This window comes from [Limnothrix rosea] IAM M-220 (assembly GCF_001904615.1).
Classification (GTDB): Bacteria; Cyanobacteriota; Cyanobacteriia; order Cyanobacteriales; family MRBY01; genus MRBY01.
Genome location: NZ_MRBY01000004.1, coordinates 30,921 through 49,155, shown reverse-complemented (window position 1 = coordinate 49,155; position 18,235 = coordinate 30,921). Strand labels below are relative to the sequence as shown.

Below are 18,235 nucleotides of genomic sequence, written 5' to 3'. Positions count from 1 at the left end.
CCCCGCATGCATGCCTTAAAGCAAAACACTAGCCATCACCATTTGACCGCAACTGAGGCGAAGGCTTCGGAGCACGAGGGCGACGCGATGAAGATGAACGACGACGGCCTTCACCACCCCTACCACGGGATCCACCAGAACGAGAGCCCCTCGAACTGTCATCACGACTACTACCATAAACATCCAGATAAACCTGATGATTTGTCTCAATAGCAGAAGTATCAAGAACGGTTTGAATGGCCTTTAAATTACGGCCGCCCCTACCGAAAACTTTACCTTTATCCTCTTGCTCAAAAGCCACACGCACCCAGACTTTTTCAGTGCTACTAAGCCTTTCACAATCAACCTTTAGAGAAGCTGGATCATCAACTAGAGGCTCTAGGAGAAACTTAACAATCTGCCCATAATCAGGGGCGAGCTGTGTAGAGGAATCGGAGGAATTAGGCATTAACTTGGTCAAATACTTTAGCTTTCTCTAGGATACTGCGAACCTTCTCGGTCGGCTGAGCACCAGTTTGAAGGCGCTTAACAATTGCAGGAACATTAAGGCGAGTCTCTTTTGTGCGGGGGTTGTAGAAACCAAGCTCTTCAAGAGGACGGCCATCACGACGGCTAGTGCTCTTCGCAGCAACAATACGATAACTAACTTCTCTCTTTTTGCCGAAACGCTTTAAACGTAGCTTTACCATTGGGATTTCTAAGGAATTTCTATAGTTACTAAAAATAGTGAATCTGACTAATTGACATCCTCTCCCAGCCGCCCTAGCGGGTATGCCGGGAGATTTCCCTGGGTCGCCCCAAAGATTTCCTGTTTCACTGCCAGTTGGCTAGACACCGTTACCGATGCCCCACTACCTCGACTCCACAGGCATTTTCTATTTCCCGTTGCCCACGGGTATTTATGACTTGAGCAGCCGCCACATCACAAGGCTTAACTGACCCGCAGTTGGCTCTGGCTGGAGTTCCCATGTCATGTTTAAGGATGTCTACATAATAACAAATATTGTGTAAACTGCTTACTTTGTTCATGCTTCGCCACACCACCAACCGAGCTTTCACCGATGGTCAGAGTACTACGAAGTTCTTCTGATAGCCAATATACAATCTAAGCATAAGCATCTAGGACTGTCAATTGAATGAAGCCTCAAAAAAAACGCCATCATTCCTTAGTAAAGGGCTTAAATTTCAAGGTTTGCAGCAAGCTTTTCCAGAATTGTTTATGATCAACGTTAATTATTGTTGAAGTTTTTTAAGAACCTTGACTACAGCACTTACTTCGCCGACTTCTATCCAGCAACAGTGGCATCGCCTTGAGCCGATTTGGCAGGGTGGTGTAGACCAAGTCCAAGCTGGCTTACCCCATAGTCAGTTAGCGCCTGCTTGGCAGATTTTATTATTGGGAGACGGCTCTCCGACAAGACACCTAGGGCTGCTGACGCGGGAAAAAATTGAAGTTGATGTTATTGACATGTCACCGATCGGTCAAGGTGATGATGGTGCACCGAGTTTGATTTCGGCTATTCCAACGCCCCATTTACGTCGCCAAGTGTGGTTGAGGACTGCTTCTGGTCAACGTCTTGCCTATGCTACATCTTGGTGGGATGCCAACCATGTGGATGATTATTTACAAAATCGTAGTCTGCCGATCTGGGAAAGTCTAACTCGTCTCCATACGGAATTGTATCGGGATATTCAAGGTCTTTATTATGGGCGATCGCCAGCACTCGAAACTGCATTTCAAGAGAAAGGGCCATTCTGGGGACGACATTATTTATTTTGGCATGACGGTAAACCTTTAACCCTCATTTATGAGGTCTTTTCACCCTATTTATCGAAATATCTTGGCTCAGTATAGTTTTTTTGAGTCAAGCCCTAAAGTTCGAACCAACAAAATTATTGTGGTGTAATTTTCCGGCACATAGTGCTCTTTCATATAAATATGATGCAAAAGAGTCGCCATATTTACTAGTCCACAGAAAATTTCAATTTCTTGTGGGTGGGGCGATCGCCAAGAATCACCAGCAATCCACAACTTTAACTTTTCAAAGATTAGGACAATCGCAATAATTTGGTAAAACCAACCAGAAGAAGCCCTACCAGTTAGCGACATTTTTCATCAATAGGACCAAGACTTTTTTCTTTGAATTGGACGAGCATCCATTGGATAAAAACGTTGAAAAGTTTCAATTTGTTCCTGAGAAAAAGTGACAGGCTCCGCCATCACAACCCAGTTCACATTTTCACTACAAGGAGGAGTTGTCAGAGAGCCGAGGTAAGTTGCATGGGCTAGGGATTTTGGTATGAAACCCTTTGGATTCAAGGCCAAATCACTACGACGACTTTCCCCTAAAGCGGGAATATTTTGCCAAATTTTATTCACCTCATAGCTTGCTTCTCCTATTTCAACCATCGAACCAATAATGGCCATCTCTCCTGCCCCATTGGTATGGACTAGATGGATTTCCATGGCAGCATGCTCACCATTAATGGTGTGTTCACTAGGTGTATGGAAGTGAAGTTGTAATAGCTCATAGGTTTCCTCGCCGATGGTTGCAGTACTTCCTTTTGGATAATTAACCTGAATCGAATGCCCGTTATTGACGACTTCAAATGTAGTGACAGCATAGTCAAGATCAAGGGGAGTTTGAGTCTTAAACTGTACTGCATCTAGATCAATCGGCGATTGCATTTCTCCGACTTCGCAGAGTTTGTATTCTTCCCTCAGTTTGCCCCAATTTTCTGGTGCACCCTCGCCACTATAATCCCAATCGGATGAGTAAGTTGCACCCTCTATTTCTGCTGGGACATCGGATGTTGGTATCAGGACTTCTTCTGGTGCTTCATTCTTGATGTCATTGAGGTCTGATGGGGTTGTGTTTTCTTCTAGTTCTGTCGATAGCCTAGTTTCGAGCTCTATAATTGCAGCTTTTTCGAGGGCATAGGCAACGGGCGTAAGGAAAGAGAGGCAGATCAACGCAAGGATGGCGATCGCCAGTATTTTTTTCATCATGGGAAGAAGCTTAAGGCTGGGTCGAGACCCTTTTCAAATTATGGAAAAGAGTTGGGTTAGGGGATAGGCAGAAATAAAAAACATACAAAATTTAGAGAGTCGGCATTGTTTTATTGAGGGTTAGCCAAATATGCAAGAGTCTCTTATTTGCCTCAGGAGTAATAGGAGATAGGCTAAGGGATCGCCAGTGACAAGTGTGGGGAATAAGTTGATCTTGATTTCTCAGCCAGCGCCACAATTGTATTGTGTTAAATGCTGCACGAATTTGAGTCACTTTAAATTGATCTGCCGTTACCGTCCCTTGTTGCAATTCAGTTAGGCAAGCCGTCATTGTTAAACGGTCATTTTCGGCAAACACAGCATAATGTCCAACGTTTAAATCATATTGCGTAATCGTTAAAAGGTTATCGCTATAATTTTTAAGATATTTTTTTAAATCACCATTCGAATGGGAGAATGTTGCGACCTTCAACGTTAAAATTTGATCCTGTTGGGTCAATAGCTGCTCTGTCCCACCTCGAAATTCACCTGAAATCAAACTAGTTATTTCGTTCTGCGTCAGTGATTTTTGAGCTATATTTTGCCAGTTTTCGATCTGTATTTTGCCATAATCCGCGATAGGAGACATTTGATTTGGGGTACTGGGAGCTAGCCACAACTTAAGGCTAAGAGCACATAAGGCCACTGTTTGTATGCCAAGCAGGTATGGATGCCATTTTTTTAGATATTTTGCCATCTCTGCACCTGCCATCCCCATAATGCTAAACAACCTAAACCCACCACACTAAAAATTAAAGAGCCAGTACCAAGGTGCCAGTAGTCAAAGGCTTTTTCATCTCCCAAAGAAACGAGCACGGCCATCATTGCCACCCTGAAGCCATTTAAAGTAAAACCAAGGGCGATCGCCCCGGTAATAAAACCAATAATTTTCAGCCTAGGTTGTGGATTTAACACTAGATAAATCAAACTAAAACCCACTAGCTGAAGCATTATTTTTAGGCCTGAGCAACCATGGTAAACCTCAATTGTTCCAGATCCTAAGCGAATTAAAGTACTAATCCTTTCCGCTTGCAAACCAGCAACTGTTAAAAATAAGTGGGCTAATTTTGTAGTCAGTAACGATAAGTCAATAACGACATAAACTATTTCCCAGGGAAATGCTAAAAATCCCAGTAAAAAAAAGCCTATGCTTAATTTCTGAAAACTCTGCCAACCGTAACAAAGTAAGCTCCAGCTAGTGAAGCCTAGTAGGGGCAATATGCGCAAAAAAGCTTCATCGTTGCTGTAATATAATGCTTTAAAAATTAGCCACAAACTAATGACAATACCTGTGGCGATCGCCCTAATATTAAACTTCACTTGCCTAAGAGGTTTTTCTGACTCCCACCAGCGATAGAGGAGCGTCAGGGTAAATAATCCTGCTGTCCCACCAATTTCTGGGCGATCGCTTTGCGACAATAAAGCAAACACAAAGCCAATGTAAGCCATCCCAAGTATCAGCGGCATATTTTGTTTAAGTTGTCGCGAAAATATATCCATCAGCTCCATCAATATCTATGGCGGGCAAAAAAAAACAAAAAAAAGAGCTATGAAAAATCCATAACTCCCAGACTAAATATATTTTTTCAAATATAGATCAGGTTAACCAAAATTAGACAAATGTTGATGGATTATAGATAATACATCTTCTATCCCACAAATCACCCGCCAACTCATCACTATATTTGGTGTGGACGAGCAAAATTACTCTTCACTAATCTGCTTCAGGTGAATGTGCTTATAGCCAATTTTAATTTCAAATTCATCACCGGGCTTTAGATTCATCTGATTAGTATAGGTCGAACCAATTACAATTTGACCATTCTTGTGCACACTAACGCGGTAAGTCGGTTCACGACCACGACCATCTTGACTACCACCCGGGTCTAAAGGAAGACCTTTTGCTTCAAGAACAGCATCGTAAAAACCAGTTAAATTAACTCGGGTTTGGCCATTTTTTGTAGTGCTGTAGCCGCAGAGTTTTGCTGTTTCACGACGGGGTAAATGGGATAGTTCTTTAACCTTACTCAGAAGCGCTTTCCCCTTTAAGGGAGTAGTTGCTGTTTCGCTCATAATTTCTAAGATTTTTTATGTTTTGCGTCGAATTTTTCTCAGTGACAAATTTATCACATATGTAAATATAACCGCAAAAAAAAGTTTTTGATCAAAAAAATCAAAAACTTTTTGAAAAAAGCCTTCATTATTTTTTTATAACTACTCAGTAAGACTGAAATTAATGTCAAGTTTATTGAAGTTTATTTCTTTAGGTTTAATCTTTTAGACGGGTATTTTAAACTAGAAACGAAAAGCATCATTGCAAAGTTAGGCAGTCTCGATGGATATCACGTTACAAATTCTCCGTCAGTCCCATAGAAATATTCCACCGGAATTAAAAGTCTATCGTCTCTCTGTACCTGAAAGCACCACGATTTTAGATTGTTTAAATCAGATTAAGTGGCAACAAGATGGGAGTCTTGCTTTTCGAAAAAATTGTCGTAATACCATTTGTGGTAGTTGCGCCATCACCATCAATGGTCGCTCTGCTCTAGCTTGTAAAGAAAATGTTGGCTCTGAGATAAAACGTCTGCAAGACATCGACCCTGATTCTCATAATGAGCCTGTTTTGGCGATCGCCCCCCTCAAAAATATGCCGATCATTAAAGATTTGGTCGTGGATATGCAGGGGTTTTGGGACAACCTTGAAAAAGTGGAACCCTACGTCAGTACCGCCTCACGGGCGATTCCGGAACGGGAATTTCTCCAGACACCAGCAGAAAGGGCACAACTTAACCAGACTGGCAATTGTATCCTATGTGGTGCCTGCTATTCCGAATGCAATGCAGTGGCCGTAAACCCCAAATTTGCTGGGCCCCATGCCCTAGCCAAAGCCCAACGCATGGTGGTAGATTCGCGAGATAATAACACGGATCAGCGGCTAGAAAACTACCATGATCCTGAGTTTGGGGTGTGGGCTTGTACCCGCTGCTACCAATGCAACTCCGTCTGCCCCCAAGAAGTCGCGCCCATGGATCAAATCACCCAAATCAAAGGCGCATTATTGCAGCAAAAAGATCCCAAAGAGCATCGGACGGTTCGTCATCGGAAAACATTAATTAATCTCGTGAAAGATGGCGGTTGGATCGATGAACGACGTTTTGCTTTTCTTGTGATGGGGTTGCAGGGAGTGAGTGAAATTTTTCCCCTCGGTTGGCGGATGCTTACCCATGGCAAGCTACCCATATCTTTTGAAGCCTCCCCAGGAGCAACGGAAGTGAAAGGTTTAATTGAGCAGGTGGAAAGCCTCATCGAATCTGGTTCTGATAATCCAGTAAAATAATGGTTCTAAAATAAATCTCTTCTAAAAAAATCTTAGATATAAATCCTATGGCAGCACAGGCAACGGCTTCGACTGGCACAGATGCAATTTTGCGTCAATCTATTGTTGGTTCCCGCCGCTTTAGTAACTTTCTCTGGGCAACGGTGTCGGCGATCGGCGGTATTGGTTTTCTCCTAGCAGGCCTATCGAGCTATTTTCATACTAATTTTCTGATTGTGAGCGATCCAAGCGCACTACAGTTTATTCCCCAGGGGGCAGCACTCACTTTCTACGGTGTGGCAGGTACATTACTTTCTGCCTATCTGTGGTTTATTGCTTTTCTGAATGTCGGCGGTGGCTACAACGAATTTAACAAAGAAACGGGTAAAGTCACCATTTTTCGTTATGGTTTTGTTGGTAAAAATCGCATTATCGATTTTAAATATGACCTTAGTGATATTTTGGCAATTCGCGCGGAGATCAAAGAAGGCTTAAATCCTCGCCGTGTACTTTATTTACGGGTCAAAAATAAGGGCGATATTCCTCTCACTCGTGTGGGGGAGCCTATTCCTCTGTCTGAACTGGAAAATCAAGGGGCTGAATTAGCCAGATTTTTAACGATTCCCCTCGAAGGACTCTAGATTTTTTCTATTTGCCTATGTTTTAAGTATGGTCATGGGAACTTTATGGTGTGATTGACACGTCGAGTTCCCTACTTTTTTGTTGAATTTTGTTGTGTTGAAATTTTCGGAGAAAAAAAGATCCCAATGAGACATCCGTGGCAAGTTTTTTGTATCGCTGTTTTGATCGGAAGTTTGACTTTAGTCGGCTGCGCGCCAACGAGTACACCGGACAGTGAATCTAGTACGACTGAGTCGACAACAACAACGGTTAATCCTTTTGATGACTATACGCCTCGTTTAGAGGGTATGGCTAAGGTTGAAATGGTCGTCAATGGACAATCTATTGTGATTGAGCTCAATGGCGAAGATGCTCCTATTACAGCGGGTAATTTTGCTGATTTGGTGGAGCGGGGGGTTTATGATGGTTTGGCTTTTCACCGGGTCATTCGCGATCCTGAGCCTTTTGTGGCGCAGGGTGGTGATCCTGTGGGGAAAGATCCTAGTGTGCCGATCGCCCAGCTTGGCCGTGGTGGCTATGTCGAGCCGGAAACGGGTGCTCGCCGGGATTTACCGTTAGAAATCAAGTTAGAGGGCAGTGAAGATCCTGTGTATGGTCGGGCTAGTCTTGATGGGAGTAAGGTAACGCTTAAGCATGAAAAGGGGACGATCGCCATGGCTCGCTCGCAGGCTCCAAATTCGGCATCGGCGCAGTTTTATTTCACCTTGGCTGAGTTGAGTTTCCTTGATGGTAATTATGCTGTTTTCGGCAAGGTTGTTGAAGGGATTGATGTGGTGGACAGTATTCAAATGGGCGATCGCATTGAATCTGCCAGATTAATTGAAGGTGCGGACAATCTCATTAAGTAATGATTTGCAATTAAGTCTTACTGCATTTTATGGATGTTCGTGAATTGCGCAATTTAAGGGAAATAGTCAGGGTAGTCTAAAGGGGATTACCCTTTTTTGTTGGGATAATTTAGGACATTGGGAAGATGGTGCGTGTTGTCGTCACTGGCATGGGTTTATGTTCGGGATTGGGTAATCTCAGCCAATCATGGCAGGCGCTACTGGCGGGAAAAACGGCAATTCGGCTACGGCAACCTTTTTCTGATTTACTGGTGATTCCGGTGGCGATGTTAGGGAAATATCCTCTGAATTTAGAGTCGTGGCGATCGCCGCTAGTTAACGATGTTCTAGTGGATGCTAAGTTAACAAAGCCCCTGAAAAATTGTGCGGTGGTGGTGGGGTCTAGTCGTGGTTTTCAAGGGAAAATTGAAGCAATCAATCAAAAATATCGCGGCGGCAATCAGCAACTATTAGAAGATTGGTTAGAACTTTTACCGCAACAGTTGGCGATCGCCACGGCTAGACAAATTGGCTCAGCGGGTTCTTTACTGGCACCGATGGGGGCTTGTACGACGGGACTTTGGGCACTGTGTCAGGGCTTTGAATTGTTACGGCGCGGTGACTGTGAGCGGGTCTTGGTGGGGGCGATCGAATCACCAATTACGCGATTGAGTATTGCGGGTTTCCAGAAAATGGGTGCAATGGCAACGCAGGGCTGTTTTCCCTTTGATAAAAATCGCGAGGGTTTAGTTCTGGGGGAAGGGGGCGCGATGTTAATGTTGGAAACTTTTACTTCAGCTCGGCGACGAAAGGCCAAAATTTATGGTGAAATTCTCGGCTGGAGTTTTACCTGTGATGCCTACCATGTCAGTGCGCCACAAAAAAGCCATTTACCAGCCCAACGGGCGATCGCCCAATGTTTAACGAGAGCGAATTTAACCCCAAACCAAGTTGATCACATTCATCCCCACGGCACAAGCACTAAACTTAATGACCAAGCTGAAGCCCAGATGATTGCAGAATTATTTCCTCACCGCCCGTGGGTGAGTGGCAGTAAAGGCGCAACGGGTCATAGTCTTGGGGCATCGGGGATTATGAGTGCGGCTTTTTCTTTAATGATGCTGCGATCGCAAACTCTATTTCCCTGTGTTGGTCTGAGAAATCCTGAGTTTGATCTAAATTTTGTCTGGCAATCTCAACCGGAAATAATTCACCATGCCCTTTGTCTAAGCTTTGGTTTCGGTGGACAAAATGGGGCGATCGCCCTGCGGTTTGAGGATGAATTTTTGGCAGGATAGGGAGGTTGGGGGACACAGGGATACGGGGACACGGAGACGCGGAGATAGAGAGACAAGATGGTTTTTAATGATGAGTTTTTTCTGTTCCCCCATTCTCCCACTCCCCCATTCGCCGTGTCCCTCTAACGCGTCACTCCACAAGGGGCGATCGCCGAAATTCTTCCCCTTCAATAAAAGTGTGCACTTGCCAATCTGGTTGAGTTGCCGGGTAATCAAGTCGATAATGTCCACCACGACTTTCGGTGCGCCAAGCTGCACTTTTAAGGATTAGCCATGCGACATCAGCAAGGTTACAGGTCTCAGCGTAGAGACGAAGCTCGGTTTCCGCGTCGGGGTGTTCAAATTCAATGGTGGTATCTTCCCGAAGCTGTAAAAATTGCGCCAAAGCCATTTCCTGTAATTGATCTCGCCAATGTGAAACTTGGGCGATCGCCTCATCTAGAGTTTGTTGATGCCGACAAATCCCTGCACTTTGCCACAGTAAAAACGGTAAATCTGCCCGAATAGTTTGGACTTTCACCGTTTCCCGCCGCCAATGTTCCGCGACCACTTTTGGTGAAATATTTTCTTCCGGGGCATCAGGATTTGGAGGGTCAAACTGGTGGAGCTGCGCCGCAAAAACTAAACATTCCAATAAAGAATTACTGGCTAAACGATTTGCACCATGAACACCCGTACTAGACGTTTCGCCAATGGCATACAAACCGGAAATTGACGTTTCACAGGTCGCCTTAGTTTTAATGCCCCCCATCCAATAGTGGGCAGCAGGCGCGACTGGAATCGGCTCTGAAAAAACATCAACGCCCCACTCGGCACACATTCGAATAATATTCGGAAAGCGTCGCCGGATTTCCTCCTCTGGAATAACGCTCAAATCGAGATATACGTGAGCATTTGCCGGATCACCCGCATTTTCAGCAAGGTAACTAAATATCGCTCGACTCACCACATCCCGCGGCGCTAATTCACCGTCTGGATGGTAGCCAAAGACAAAGCGATCGCCGTTAAAACCAAGAAGATGTGCCCCTTCGCCCCGCACTGCCTCACTAATTAAAAAGCGCGGCGCACCGGGTTTGGTTAAAGCGGTTGGGTGAAACTGAAAAAATTCCAGATCCCGCAACTGTGCCCCTAGTCGCCACGCCAAGGCAACCCCATCCCCCGTGCTCACGGTCGGATTTGTCGTTTGGGCAAAGACTTGACCGCCACCACCCGTCGCTAAAATTACTGCCCCAGAACTAAGCCAATGAATGCAACCATCATATAAAACGCTCACGCCACAACATCTACCTGTTTGATCACGGCGCAACTGCAGCGCAAAAGCTTGGGAAACGACATGAATATTTGGACGCTCTAAAACTTTTTCGATCAGCGTGGTGATAATCGCTTTCCCGGTGGTGTCCTTTGAGTGCAAAACCCTTGGTCGGGAATGGGCAGCTTCTAAGGTCATGGCAAGTTCACCATTTTTACGGTCAAAGTCCACCCCCATATCCACAAGGTGATGGATTGCTGCCTTCGCATTATTGACAAGAAAACTAACCGCTGCGGGATCACAGAGTCCAGCTCCGGCTTTAATGGTGTCGGTAAAGTGTAAATCTGGGGAATCGGTCGGGGCGATCGCCGCTGCAATACCACCCTGTGCCCACTTACTTGATCCTGTCCGTAACTTTGCCTTCGTGATCAAACCCACTCGTAAATGACTGGGCAACGACAAAGCAGCATACAAGCCCGCCGCCCCACTGCCAATCACCACAACGTCAAATTGCTTCGGTAAATTCGTCTCACTGGTCATTGGTTTCGGGGGCGGTAGGACAATTGTGGGTCGTAAATTTTAATCACTATAGCCTTAAAGTTCCGTTAATGCCCCTTCCCTATCAGGTATCAGGTATCAGTTATCAGGTATCAGTTATCAGACATCATTGAAGTGATGAACAACTTTCAACTTCAAAGATTGTGCCAATCATGGCGATCGACATTGCATCCTCAAGCACCCTGCCCGTAACCTTCACTTCAGTATCCGGTTGCTGACAGTCCGATGGTAAATTTCGTAACTCATACACCTGACCATCAGTGGCTGCTAGTGCCCATACACCAATCCCAACATCGCGCTTTTCAATTTTTCCAGTTAATTCAGTCATATCTAATAACAGTCCATCATTTTCTGTGCGTTACGCTGCGCTAACACACGCTACTTTTTCTAAAATTTGGTGTCTACAAAAAGGCGATCGCCACAGTCACGACAACCGCCTCTTTTCTTAAATTAAACAGTCTGCACAACCTGACGCAAACCCTCGCGAATAAACGATTCAACCAACTCCACATCCTCCGTACTGCCGAGAATCGCAGGCGTTCTTTGATGCAGCATTGTTGGCACAAAATCCAGTAATGGTTGCGTACCTGTGCTCGCCTTACCACCAGCCTGTTCAATTAGCCAAGCCAACGGCGCTGTTTCATACAGTAACCGTAATTTTCCTTCCGGTTTTTTCTGCGTACCGGGATATAAAAAGACACCACCTTGGGTCAAAATTCGGTGTAAATCTCCCACCAAAGCGCCACTATAACGGGCAGTATAACCATCATGGCGGTGCATATAACGGATATATTCGCGAATCGAATCCTCCCACTGCCAGAAGTTCCCCTCATTAACGCTGTAAATTTTGCCATGGCTCGGCATCACAATATTCTCTTCAGCAAGGATAAACTCCCCTAAACTTGGGTCAAGAATAAAAGAATGTACTCCTTTACCAATGGAATAGACCAACATTGTCGAGGGACCATAGAGAATGTAGCCCGCCGCCAACTGTTTATGGCCATCTTGCAATAAATCCTCTGCTTCGCCGTTAAGGTCTTCCCCCTCCTGTTGCCGAATCGAAAAAATAGAGCCGACATTGAGATTAATATCAACATTAGAAGAACCATCAATGGGATCATAAAGCAGCGTATAACGACCAACGGGACAATTTTCAGGAATATAGTAGGGCTTCTCCATCTCTTCAGAAGCAAGCCGACAAACTAAACCACTCTGTTTAAAGACGGAAATAAAGACATCATTGGCGTAGACATCCATCTTTTTGACCGATTCACCTTGGACATTTTCTTCTCCCGTAAAGCCAAGGACACCTTCCATCAAACCAGCACGACTCAGACGGCGGGCAATGAGTTTTCCCGCAAGGGCAATACGATTCATAATGGCACTGATATCCTGTGCCTCCGCCTCAAAGCTTTGGAGTTGCTGTAGAACGTGGCGCGAGAGGGTCGTACAATCGCGGTCTAAAGTTGGACTTTCAACGAAGCTAGCTGATGACGCTACCATATATTTTCTTTTCTCTTTCTATGTCTGCACTTCTTATGGTAGCGAGGCTCTTTAGGGATCAACTTTGCCAACAGTATTAATTAACAGTTGCGATGGATTAATGAATGTTTAAAAAGTAGCAAAACCTACCAGAAGTGTGAGACTCATTTTTCTTTGGTTGATTTTTTCAGGGTCAAAAGACCTATTTCTAATGGTAGATATCCCAAAATATAAAAACTATCTTTAATTCTGTTAGTAAAGAGGCATTTTCTTTAACGGCGCTAATTTTCTAGAAAGTGTTTTGCTGCAGTAGTACCTGAGGCGATCGCCCCTTCGATACCATTCCCTAAACACCAGTCCCCACAGAGGATGAGCGGTAAAGTTGTGGGCAGAGCAAGATGATTATCACCTAAGGTAGCTTTGGTTAGGGCATAGCGCCAACGGTGAATTTGATGCCAACTTGGCTGGGATAAATTGAAGAGAGCTTGCAGTTTTGTGATGAGTATTTGTGCTGCTGGTTCGAGATCATTGGTGTCGAGATATTGTTTTGTAAAAGTTGCGTTTGTTTGAACCACAAGGGTTGGTGTTCGAGGCGATCGCTTTTGTCCATCTAATATAATCTTTTTAAAGATAGGGTGATTGTCTAAGCGTAGTTCTTGCCATGGAAAATTTAGCTCTAATGCTTCAAAGCCAAGCATTAACGATAGGGCAGCCTCGTAGGAAATAGCTTTTAGGCGATCGCCAATTTCTGTTGTTATAAAATCTTTTACTAATGGTAAAGCTTGGGGACAGGGAATCGCTAAAATCAACGCTTCTGTAATTACAACTTCACCATTTTTAAAGGCAAGTTCCCAATGGTTAGATTTCTGACTAATTTTTTCTAGGTGATAGGAACGATTAAGGGTTAGGTCACGGGCTAAATATTTGGCGATCGCCGTCATCCCATCAGGAGCCATCAAAGAAATTTTTGTTTCTAAAGCCTGCAAATCCTTAATGTTATTAAAATTTGTACGGGCAATCTGCCAAGGTTTAAGAAGGTTTTCTGCGATTAATTCTTCTGTTAATTGTTGGGTGCGATCGCCTTGAATTTGCCAACTGGGTAAACCGTGATCAAAACGAGTTTCAAAGCCTCGACGGGTCGCTAAACGTCCGCCAACCCCACGGGATTTGTCAAAAAGAGCCACATTTAAGCCCTGTTTTTGACATTGTACAGCAGCTGAAATTCCAGCTAAACCAACGCCAACAACCGCAACATTCAACATAATTACAAAAAACTTAAGTAAAAAAAATATGCAACCTGCCATATCCCAACACAAACCGCCTTACATTACCCTTCACCCAAACAAAATACTTCAGCCAAAGATATACCAAAGCCATCAAAGTCTAGACATCAGATAAACTTTAAAACCTTAATCCTATCGAGGTTTAACATGTTAAATCCCCACCCCTCTTATCGACCATGACTACAGTAAAACACTTCAAAAAAAACACTTTTCAAACCCAAAGAAAACAGCCTAAAGCTCCCAGACTAGGAATAAAATTAACCAACAAACTATGATGTTCTGCTCATTTTTTCCACACTGTACCCTCCCCTATGCCACAAAAAATATCCCACATAAAAAAGCTCAGAAAGTCATCTCTCGACATTCTAAGCCTCCGTAAAACTATTCTAATTTTCTGCGTCAGCTAATTTTACTTTTTGGGAGCAACCATTTCTTTAAACTGTTTCCCGGCAGAAAAGGCAGGTACAACAGTTGCAGGGATTTGCATTTTCTCATTTGTCTTGGGGTTACGTCCTTCTCTTGCTTTACGCTGACGAGGCTCGAAAGAACCAAAACCAACAAGGGTCACTTTTTCGCCATTGGCGACAGCTTCCATGATTGCTTCTACGGTAGCGCTAACGACAGTATCTGCTTGTTTTTTGCTGATACTTGCTTTAGATGCGACCAAATCAACTAATTCGCCCTTATTCATTAAGAATCTCCTAAATATTCAGTGATTGTGAGCAGTATATGTAAAAAACCCGGGTAAAACAAGAACTCTGCTGGAGCATTCGGAACGACAATCGGCCCAAAGACAGCGATTCTAAGGTTTTCCTGCATCATTCTAAGCGCTCTTTAGGGAAAAAGGATCGCTGAAAGCATTAATTTACATAGATTTCAACAATTTTTTTGTTTCAAAACTTTAAATCTCACCTTTTCTAGGGAAAATTTCTCCTTTAGATAGAGGACAAAGGCGGAAAAAATCTACGAAATGCTTAGTTTTTCTGGGATGTAAGGTTGTCGAAGGGTGATAGCACCTTTGAAGGGATGGCAATTTTGGGCTTGAGATAAAGATTGTCCAGTAGCACTGCAGCGCCAGCAACCCAAGGGGGAACAATCACAGCTCCTAAAATACCGAGTACTTGTGCGCCTCCGAGGACGGCAAGTAGCTGGTAGAGGGGATTAACTTTTACGGACGAGCCAACGAGTAATGGGTCAAGAACGTAGGTTTCGAGATTTTGAATCATCAAAAATAGTAGGAATACCCATAAAAATGTCCAGCCACCTTGGGCGATCGCCACAATGAGCGCGGGAATAGCCCCTAAAACTGGCCCAAAAAATGGAATCAAGTTTGTGCCACCGGCAATCACCCCTAAACCTAAAGCTAAATCAGAAATACCCAATAACCGTAGTCCAATCGTAATGACAACCCCCAAAATGCTAGACACTAAAATACGGCCTTGAATATAACCGCCCATACGTTCACTCATCAGCGGAACCTGTGCGAGTAAAAGCTTATCCCAGGGTTCTGGAAATAGACTTGTAAATCCAGCCAGTAATTTATCAGAGCCAGACAACATATAGCCGGAAAGGAAAAAGGCCAAGATCAAACTTAGTAAGCCACCGATCACACCACGGGTAATGCCATAGGAACGAATTAACACTTCCTGGGACGATTTGAAGGCCCAAGAGGTTAGGGACTGGAGATCAAAGAGTTGGTTGAGCTGATTCAGCATATCTGGCTCAGTCATACCGAGACGAACAAGCAGGGACTGGGCTAAAACCCCAAGAATTTCTAGATAAAGCGGTAATTTGCGCACCAGTTTCTGGATCTGGTCAACCACCGTTGGCCCCACCAGTAGGACAGCGCCAGTCAAAACAGAGATTAAGCCGAGGTATACGCCTATCACAGCGAGCCAGCGCGGTACTCGGAAGGATTCTGCTGTGCGGATCACTGGGGCAAGGGTAGCGGCAATAACGACGGCAATCATGAGCACCACAAGGAGGCTGCGTAATTGCCACAGGAGAAACAGCAACAATACTGAACCGACGATGAGCAGTAAGGTCGAAAGGGAAACGGTAACTTTCCGTTCAGACATAGGGATTTTAGGGAAGGGACAGTGGTGATTTGAGGGTCATTTTAGCCCCTTTAAACGAAGACATCCGTAACTTCCGTGATTGTTTTCGAACAGTATATGGGAGCTGATGATATCTAACGCCAAGGGGCTAGAAATATTAGGTTTTATTGTCTTGAAAATGAATCACTTTTACGTCCGCTAAGGGAGGGATTCTTTTCTAAGGATATTTTCTAAATGGTTTAGGTGGCAGCACGGTTGGAGCCGATGACTTCTGCAAAGGCATAGTTTGGTGCGGCAAGGACAAAGACGGTGCTGGGCAAGGGCTGTATCCGTTCTTGGAGGGTTATGTAATACTGCATAAAATCTGGATGTTCGGTTGGGCGAGCCATGCCTAAAAAGACAAGGTCTGCATGGGCTGAGGATTCGTGTAAAATCTGGTCGAACGGGCGATCGCCGGCAATAATGACAATGGGTTCTGCCTTAATCCGGGAAACAGAAATCAATTCTTCAAGGTTTTGTCTGGCGGCCTGGGCGGCTGCTTCATCCTGGACAACCAGCTTGAGATAAATTTGAGCATTGCGCCATTCGATGTCGGTGCGCAATAAATACGCCAACATCAACATCAAACCTCCATTTGTTTGGATACCGCCCCACCAAATATCAATACGCCTGCGTTGGCCGAAAATAAACTGGGGATTTTCCCGGAAAATCACGACATTACGTTCAGCAATATGAATATCTTCGATGAGCTGACAATAGGTTTTAATGCGTTCTGGCGATTCACTGGCTCCAAGCAAAATTGTATTGGGAACCAAATCACCAAGGCCGTAGGTTTCGATGAGATTCATCGCCCCATCAAAGGGATCCTCGGCAGTACTCACCCGCACTAAGGCTCGAATACCGCGCTTACTGATGTAGTCACGAATTGTTGTTTCGAGCTTTAGCTGTTGGCCCGCATCACGGGAGCCTGTGGGCAAAATACTAGCAACGGTCATGAGGGCGCGGTTGTGACTAAAGGCATCGGCAAGCTCAATGAGTGACCACCTTTTTCGGGGTGCACCGGACAAGACTAAAAGGTGAGGACGCCAATTTTTACTATCATCAGATCCTAAAACTTGGTAGATCGCCTTACTAATAAGGGCCATCCATAGACCCCGACGGACATCGCCCCAGGCGGTTTCAATTTCGCGGCGCTGTAGCCAAATGTAAATACAAAGTACGATCAGGGCTGCAACCACGGTGGCGATCGCATTGATCAAAAACATCACGCCCAAACAGCCGATCGCCCCCAGTAGAGATAGCGCCCAATGCACCCTAAAGGTGGGCCGGAACGAAGGGCTTTGCAAAAAAGTTTCGATGCCCGCTGACACATTCAGAACGAAGTAGGTCGTCAAAAAGAACATGGTCAATACTGGGGCAATTAGGTTTAAATCCCCAATACAAACAGCGGCGATCGCCACCCCAAGAGTCGCAATAGTGCCCATACGCGGCTCATCATCACGACCACTACCAGTACCGAGAAAACCAAGCCAAGGCGGCAACACACCATCCCTTGCCAATGCCTGCAATACCCTAGGCGCACCAAGGATACTACCAATCGCACTACTCAGAGTCGCACCCCAAACACCCAGCAAAATAGCTGGTGCCCACAGTGACAACCGCTGCATGACGAGGGGATCATCAATTAAACTGGCCGTATCTCCCCGCTGAAAGAGAAAGAGCGGAATCACCATATAGATCACATAGCCCGTCGCCACCGCCGCAAGGGTTCCCGTCGGAATGGACTTCACCGGATCCTTTAGATCACCCGACATATTAACGCCCGACATAATACCAGTAACCGCCGGAAAAAAGACCGCAAATACTGTCCAAAAAGGAATCGGCGTTGCCGCACTAGAACCCCACATGGCAACATCGCCAGCTTCTACCAGCGGTTTACCCAAGAAGAACGACAGCAAAGACAAAACGATCGCCGCCATGATGAAATACTGAGCTTTAATGGCAATACTGGCAGAGGTTAAAGCTAAAACGCCCACCAAAATAGTCACGATTAAAGCAACATAAAGCTGGCTCAGATTCGGGAAAACCTGCACCACACTTTCCGCAAAACCAATGGTGTAGAGTGCCACAGAAAAAGCCTGGGCAAAATATAGAGGAATGCCCACAGCTCCACCGGTTTCCAGACCCAGAGAGCGACTAATCATATAGTAAGCCCCTCCCACCCGCACGACTTTATCCGTGGCGATCGCACAGATAGATAGCGCCGTCAGAAAAGTAATGACATTAGCAAGGGTAACGATGGCAAGGGTTCCCAGCAAACCCGCATTCCCCACTACCCAGCCAAAACGGAGGTACATAATGACCCCCAAAATCGTCAAAATAGAAGGAGTATAAACCCCCCCAAACATCCCTAAACCGGATTTTTCTTGGGCATTAGTCATAAAATAAGCTAGTTTTGTTGCTTTTCTTCCAAA

20 protein-coding genes are annotated in these 18,235 nt (G+C 45.0%); 5 read left to right on the top strand and 15 right to left on the bottom strand.

Translation table 11 applies throughout. From position 1 onward, the window contains the following. Positions 1–28 precede the first annotated feature (28 nt). The 3 genes from NIES208_RS02815 to NIES208_RS19495 all read right to left on the bottom strand — a co-directional run bounded on the left by NIES208_RS02815 (position 29) and on the right by NIES208_RS19495 (position 1,029). Positions 29–448 (bottom strand): KH domain-containing protein, encoded by a 420-nt coding sequence (locus NIES208_RS02815; RefSeq protein WP_075889505.1) that lies wholly within the window; start codon positions 446–448, stop codon positions 29–31. Next, positions 441–689 carry a 30S ribosomal protein S16 gene (gene rpsP, locus NIES208_RS02810; RefSeq protein ID WP_075889503.1) on the bottom strand — a complete coding sequence of 83 codons (249 nt, stop codon included), beginning with the start codon at positions 687–689 and terminating at the stop codon, positions 441–443. The genes NIES208_RS02815 and rpsP overlap by 8 nt, the downstream gene beginning before the upstream one ends. A gap of 148 nt (positions 690–837) precedes the next feature. After that, positions 838–1,029: a hypothetical protein gene (locus NIES208_RS19495; protein WP_216349345.1), complete on the bottom strand. Its 192-nt coding sequence runs from the start codon at positions 1,027–1,029 to the stop codon at positions 838–840. A gap of 229 nt (positions 1,030–1,258) precedes the next feature. On the opposite strand from NIES208_RS19495, the gene NIES208_RS02800 reads away from it, so the two are divergent. Further along, positions 1,259–1,855, top strand: coding sequence for a chorismate lyase (locus tag NIES208_RS02800; protein WP_075889501.1), 597 nt, complete (start codon positions 1,259–1,261; stop codon positions 1,853–1,855). Here NIES208_RS02800 and NIES208_RS02795 read toward each other — a convergent pair. The 5 genes from NIES208_RS02795 to NIES208_RS02775 all read right to left on the bottom strand — a co-directional run bounded on the left by NIES208_RS02795 (position 1,847) and on the right by NIES208_RS02775 (position 5,122). Beyond that, complete coding sequence (locus NIES208_RS02795; RefSeq protein ID WP_075889498.1) at positions 1,847–2,110, bottom strand: hypothetical protein; 264 nt, start codon at positions 2,108–2,110, stop codon at positions 1,847–1,849. The genes NIES208_RS02800 and NIES208_RS02795 overlap by 9 nt on opposite strands. 6 nt (positions 2,111–2,116) lie before the next feature. Further along, on the bottom strand, positions 2,117–3,010 hold the full coding sequence (locus tag NIES208_RS02790; protein WP_084176513.1) for a carbonic anhydrase: 894 nt from the start codon (positions 3,008–3,010) through the stop codon (positions 2,117–2,119). Between the two features lie 91 nt (positions 3,011–3,101). Next, positions 3,102–3,638 (bottom strand): hypothetical protein, encoded by a 537-nt coding sequence (locus tag NIES208_RS02785; protein ID WP_139324968.1) that lies wholly within the window; start codon positions 3,636–3,638, stop codon positions 3,102–3,104. Between the two features lie 92 nt (positions 3,639–3,730). Further along, positions 3,731–4,549 carry an archaeosortase/exosortase family protein gene (locus tag NIES208_RS02780; protein ID WP_171971700.1) on the bottom strand — a complete coding sequence of 273 codons (819 nt, stop codon included), beginning with the start codon at positions 4,547–4,549 and terminating at the stop codon, positions 3,731–3,733. Between the two features lie 204 nt (positions 4,550–4,753). After that, positions 4,754–5,122 carry an AbrB family transcriptional regulator gene (locus tag NIES208_RS02775; protein WP_075889492.1) on the bottom strand — a complete coding sequence of 123 codons (369 nt, stop codon included), beginning with the start codon at positions 5,120–5,122 and terminating at the stop codon, positions 4,754–4,756. Positions 5,123–5,384: 262 nt separating this feature from the next. On the opposite strand from NIES208_RS02775, the gene NIES208_RS02770 reads away from it, so the two are divergent. The 4 genes from NIES208_RS02770 (at position 5,385) to NIES208_RS02755 (ending at position 9,132) form a co-directional block, all read left to right on the top strand. Beyond that, on the top strand, positions 5,385–6,386 hold the full coding sequence (locus NIES208_RS02770) for a succinate dehydrogenase/fumarate reductase iron-sulfur subunit (RefSeq protein WP_075889490.1): 1,002 nt from the start codon (positions 5,385–5,387) through the stop codon (positions 6,384–6,386). Between the two features lie 47 nt (positions 6,387–6,433). After that, a complete protein-coding gene (locus NIES208_RS02765) occupies positions 6,434–7,006 on the top strand; it encodes a photosystem I assembly protein Ycf4 (protein WP_075889488.1) in 573 nt (190 codons plus the stop codon). Between the two features lie 126 nt (positions 7,007–7,132). Further along, complete coding sequence (locus NIES208_RS02760) at positions 7,133–7,855, top strand: peptidylprolyl isomerase (RefSeq protein ID WP_075889486.1); 723 nt, start codon at positions 7,133–7,135, stop codon at positions 7,853–7,855. Positions 7,856–7,983: 128 nt separating this feature from the next. Then, positions 7,984–9,132 carry a beta-ketoacyl-ACP synthase gene (locus tag NIES208_RS02755; protein WP_315861612.1) on the top strand — a complete coding sequence of 383 codons (1,149 nt, stop codon included), beginning with the start codon at positions 7,984–7,986 and terminating at the stop codon, positions 9,130–9,132. Between the two features lie 130 nt (positions 9,133–9,262). Here NIES208_RS02755 and nadB read toward each other — a convergent pair whose 3' ends face one another. The 7 genes from nadB to NIES208_RS02720 all read right to left on the bottom strand — a co-directional run bounded on the left by nadB (position 9,263) and on the right by NIES208_RS02720 (position 18,202). Further along, positions 9,263–10,921, bottom strand: a complete 1,659-nt coding sequence (gene nadB / locus NIES208_RS02750) for an L-aspartate oxidase (RefSeq protein WP_075889482.1) — start codon at positions 10,919–10,921, stop codon at positions 9,263–9,265. A gap of 124 nt (positions 10,922–11,045) precedes the next feature. Further along, complete coding sequence (locus tag NIES208_RS02745; RefSeq protein WP_075889480.1) at positions 11,046–11,267, bottom strand: hypothetical protein; 222 nt, start codon at positions 11,265–11,267, stop codon at positions 11,046–11,048. Positions 11,268–11,389: 122 nt separating this feature from the next. Next, positions 11,390–12,442, bottom strand: coding sequence for a class 1 fructose-bisphosphatase (gene fbp, locus NIES208_RS02740; protein WP_075889478.1), 1,053 nt, complete (start codon positions 12,440–12,442; stop codon positions 11,390–11,392). Between the two features lie 260 nt (positions 12,443–12,702). After that, entirely contained in the window at positions 12,703–13,683 is a 981-nt protein-coding gene (locus NIES208_RS02735; RefSeq protein WP_171971699.1) for an NAD(P)/FAD-dependent oxidoreductase, read from the bottom strand. A gap of 430 nt (positions 13,684–14,113) precedes the next feature. Beyond that, on the bottom strand, positions 14,114–14,395 hold the full coding sequence (locus tag NIES208_RS02730; RefSeq protein WP_075889474.1) for an HU family DNA-binding protein: 282 nt from the start codon (positions 14,393–14,395) through the stop codon (positions 14,114–14,116). Between the two features lie 283 nt (positions 14,396–14,678). Next, positions 14,679–15,782, bottom strand: a complete 1,104-nt coding sequence (locus NIES208_RS02725) for an AI-2E family transporter (protein ID WP_075889472.1) — start codon at positions 15,780–15,782, stop codon at positions 14,679–14,681. Positions 15,783–16,000: 218 nt separating this feature from the next. Continuing rightward, positions 16,001–18,202 (bottom strand): APC family permease, encoded by a 2,202-nt coding sequence (locus NIES208_RS02720; protein WP_075889470.1) that lies wholly within the window; start codon positions 18,200–18,202, stop codon positions 16,001–16,003. Positions 18,203–18,235: the final 33 nt, after the last annotated feature.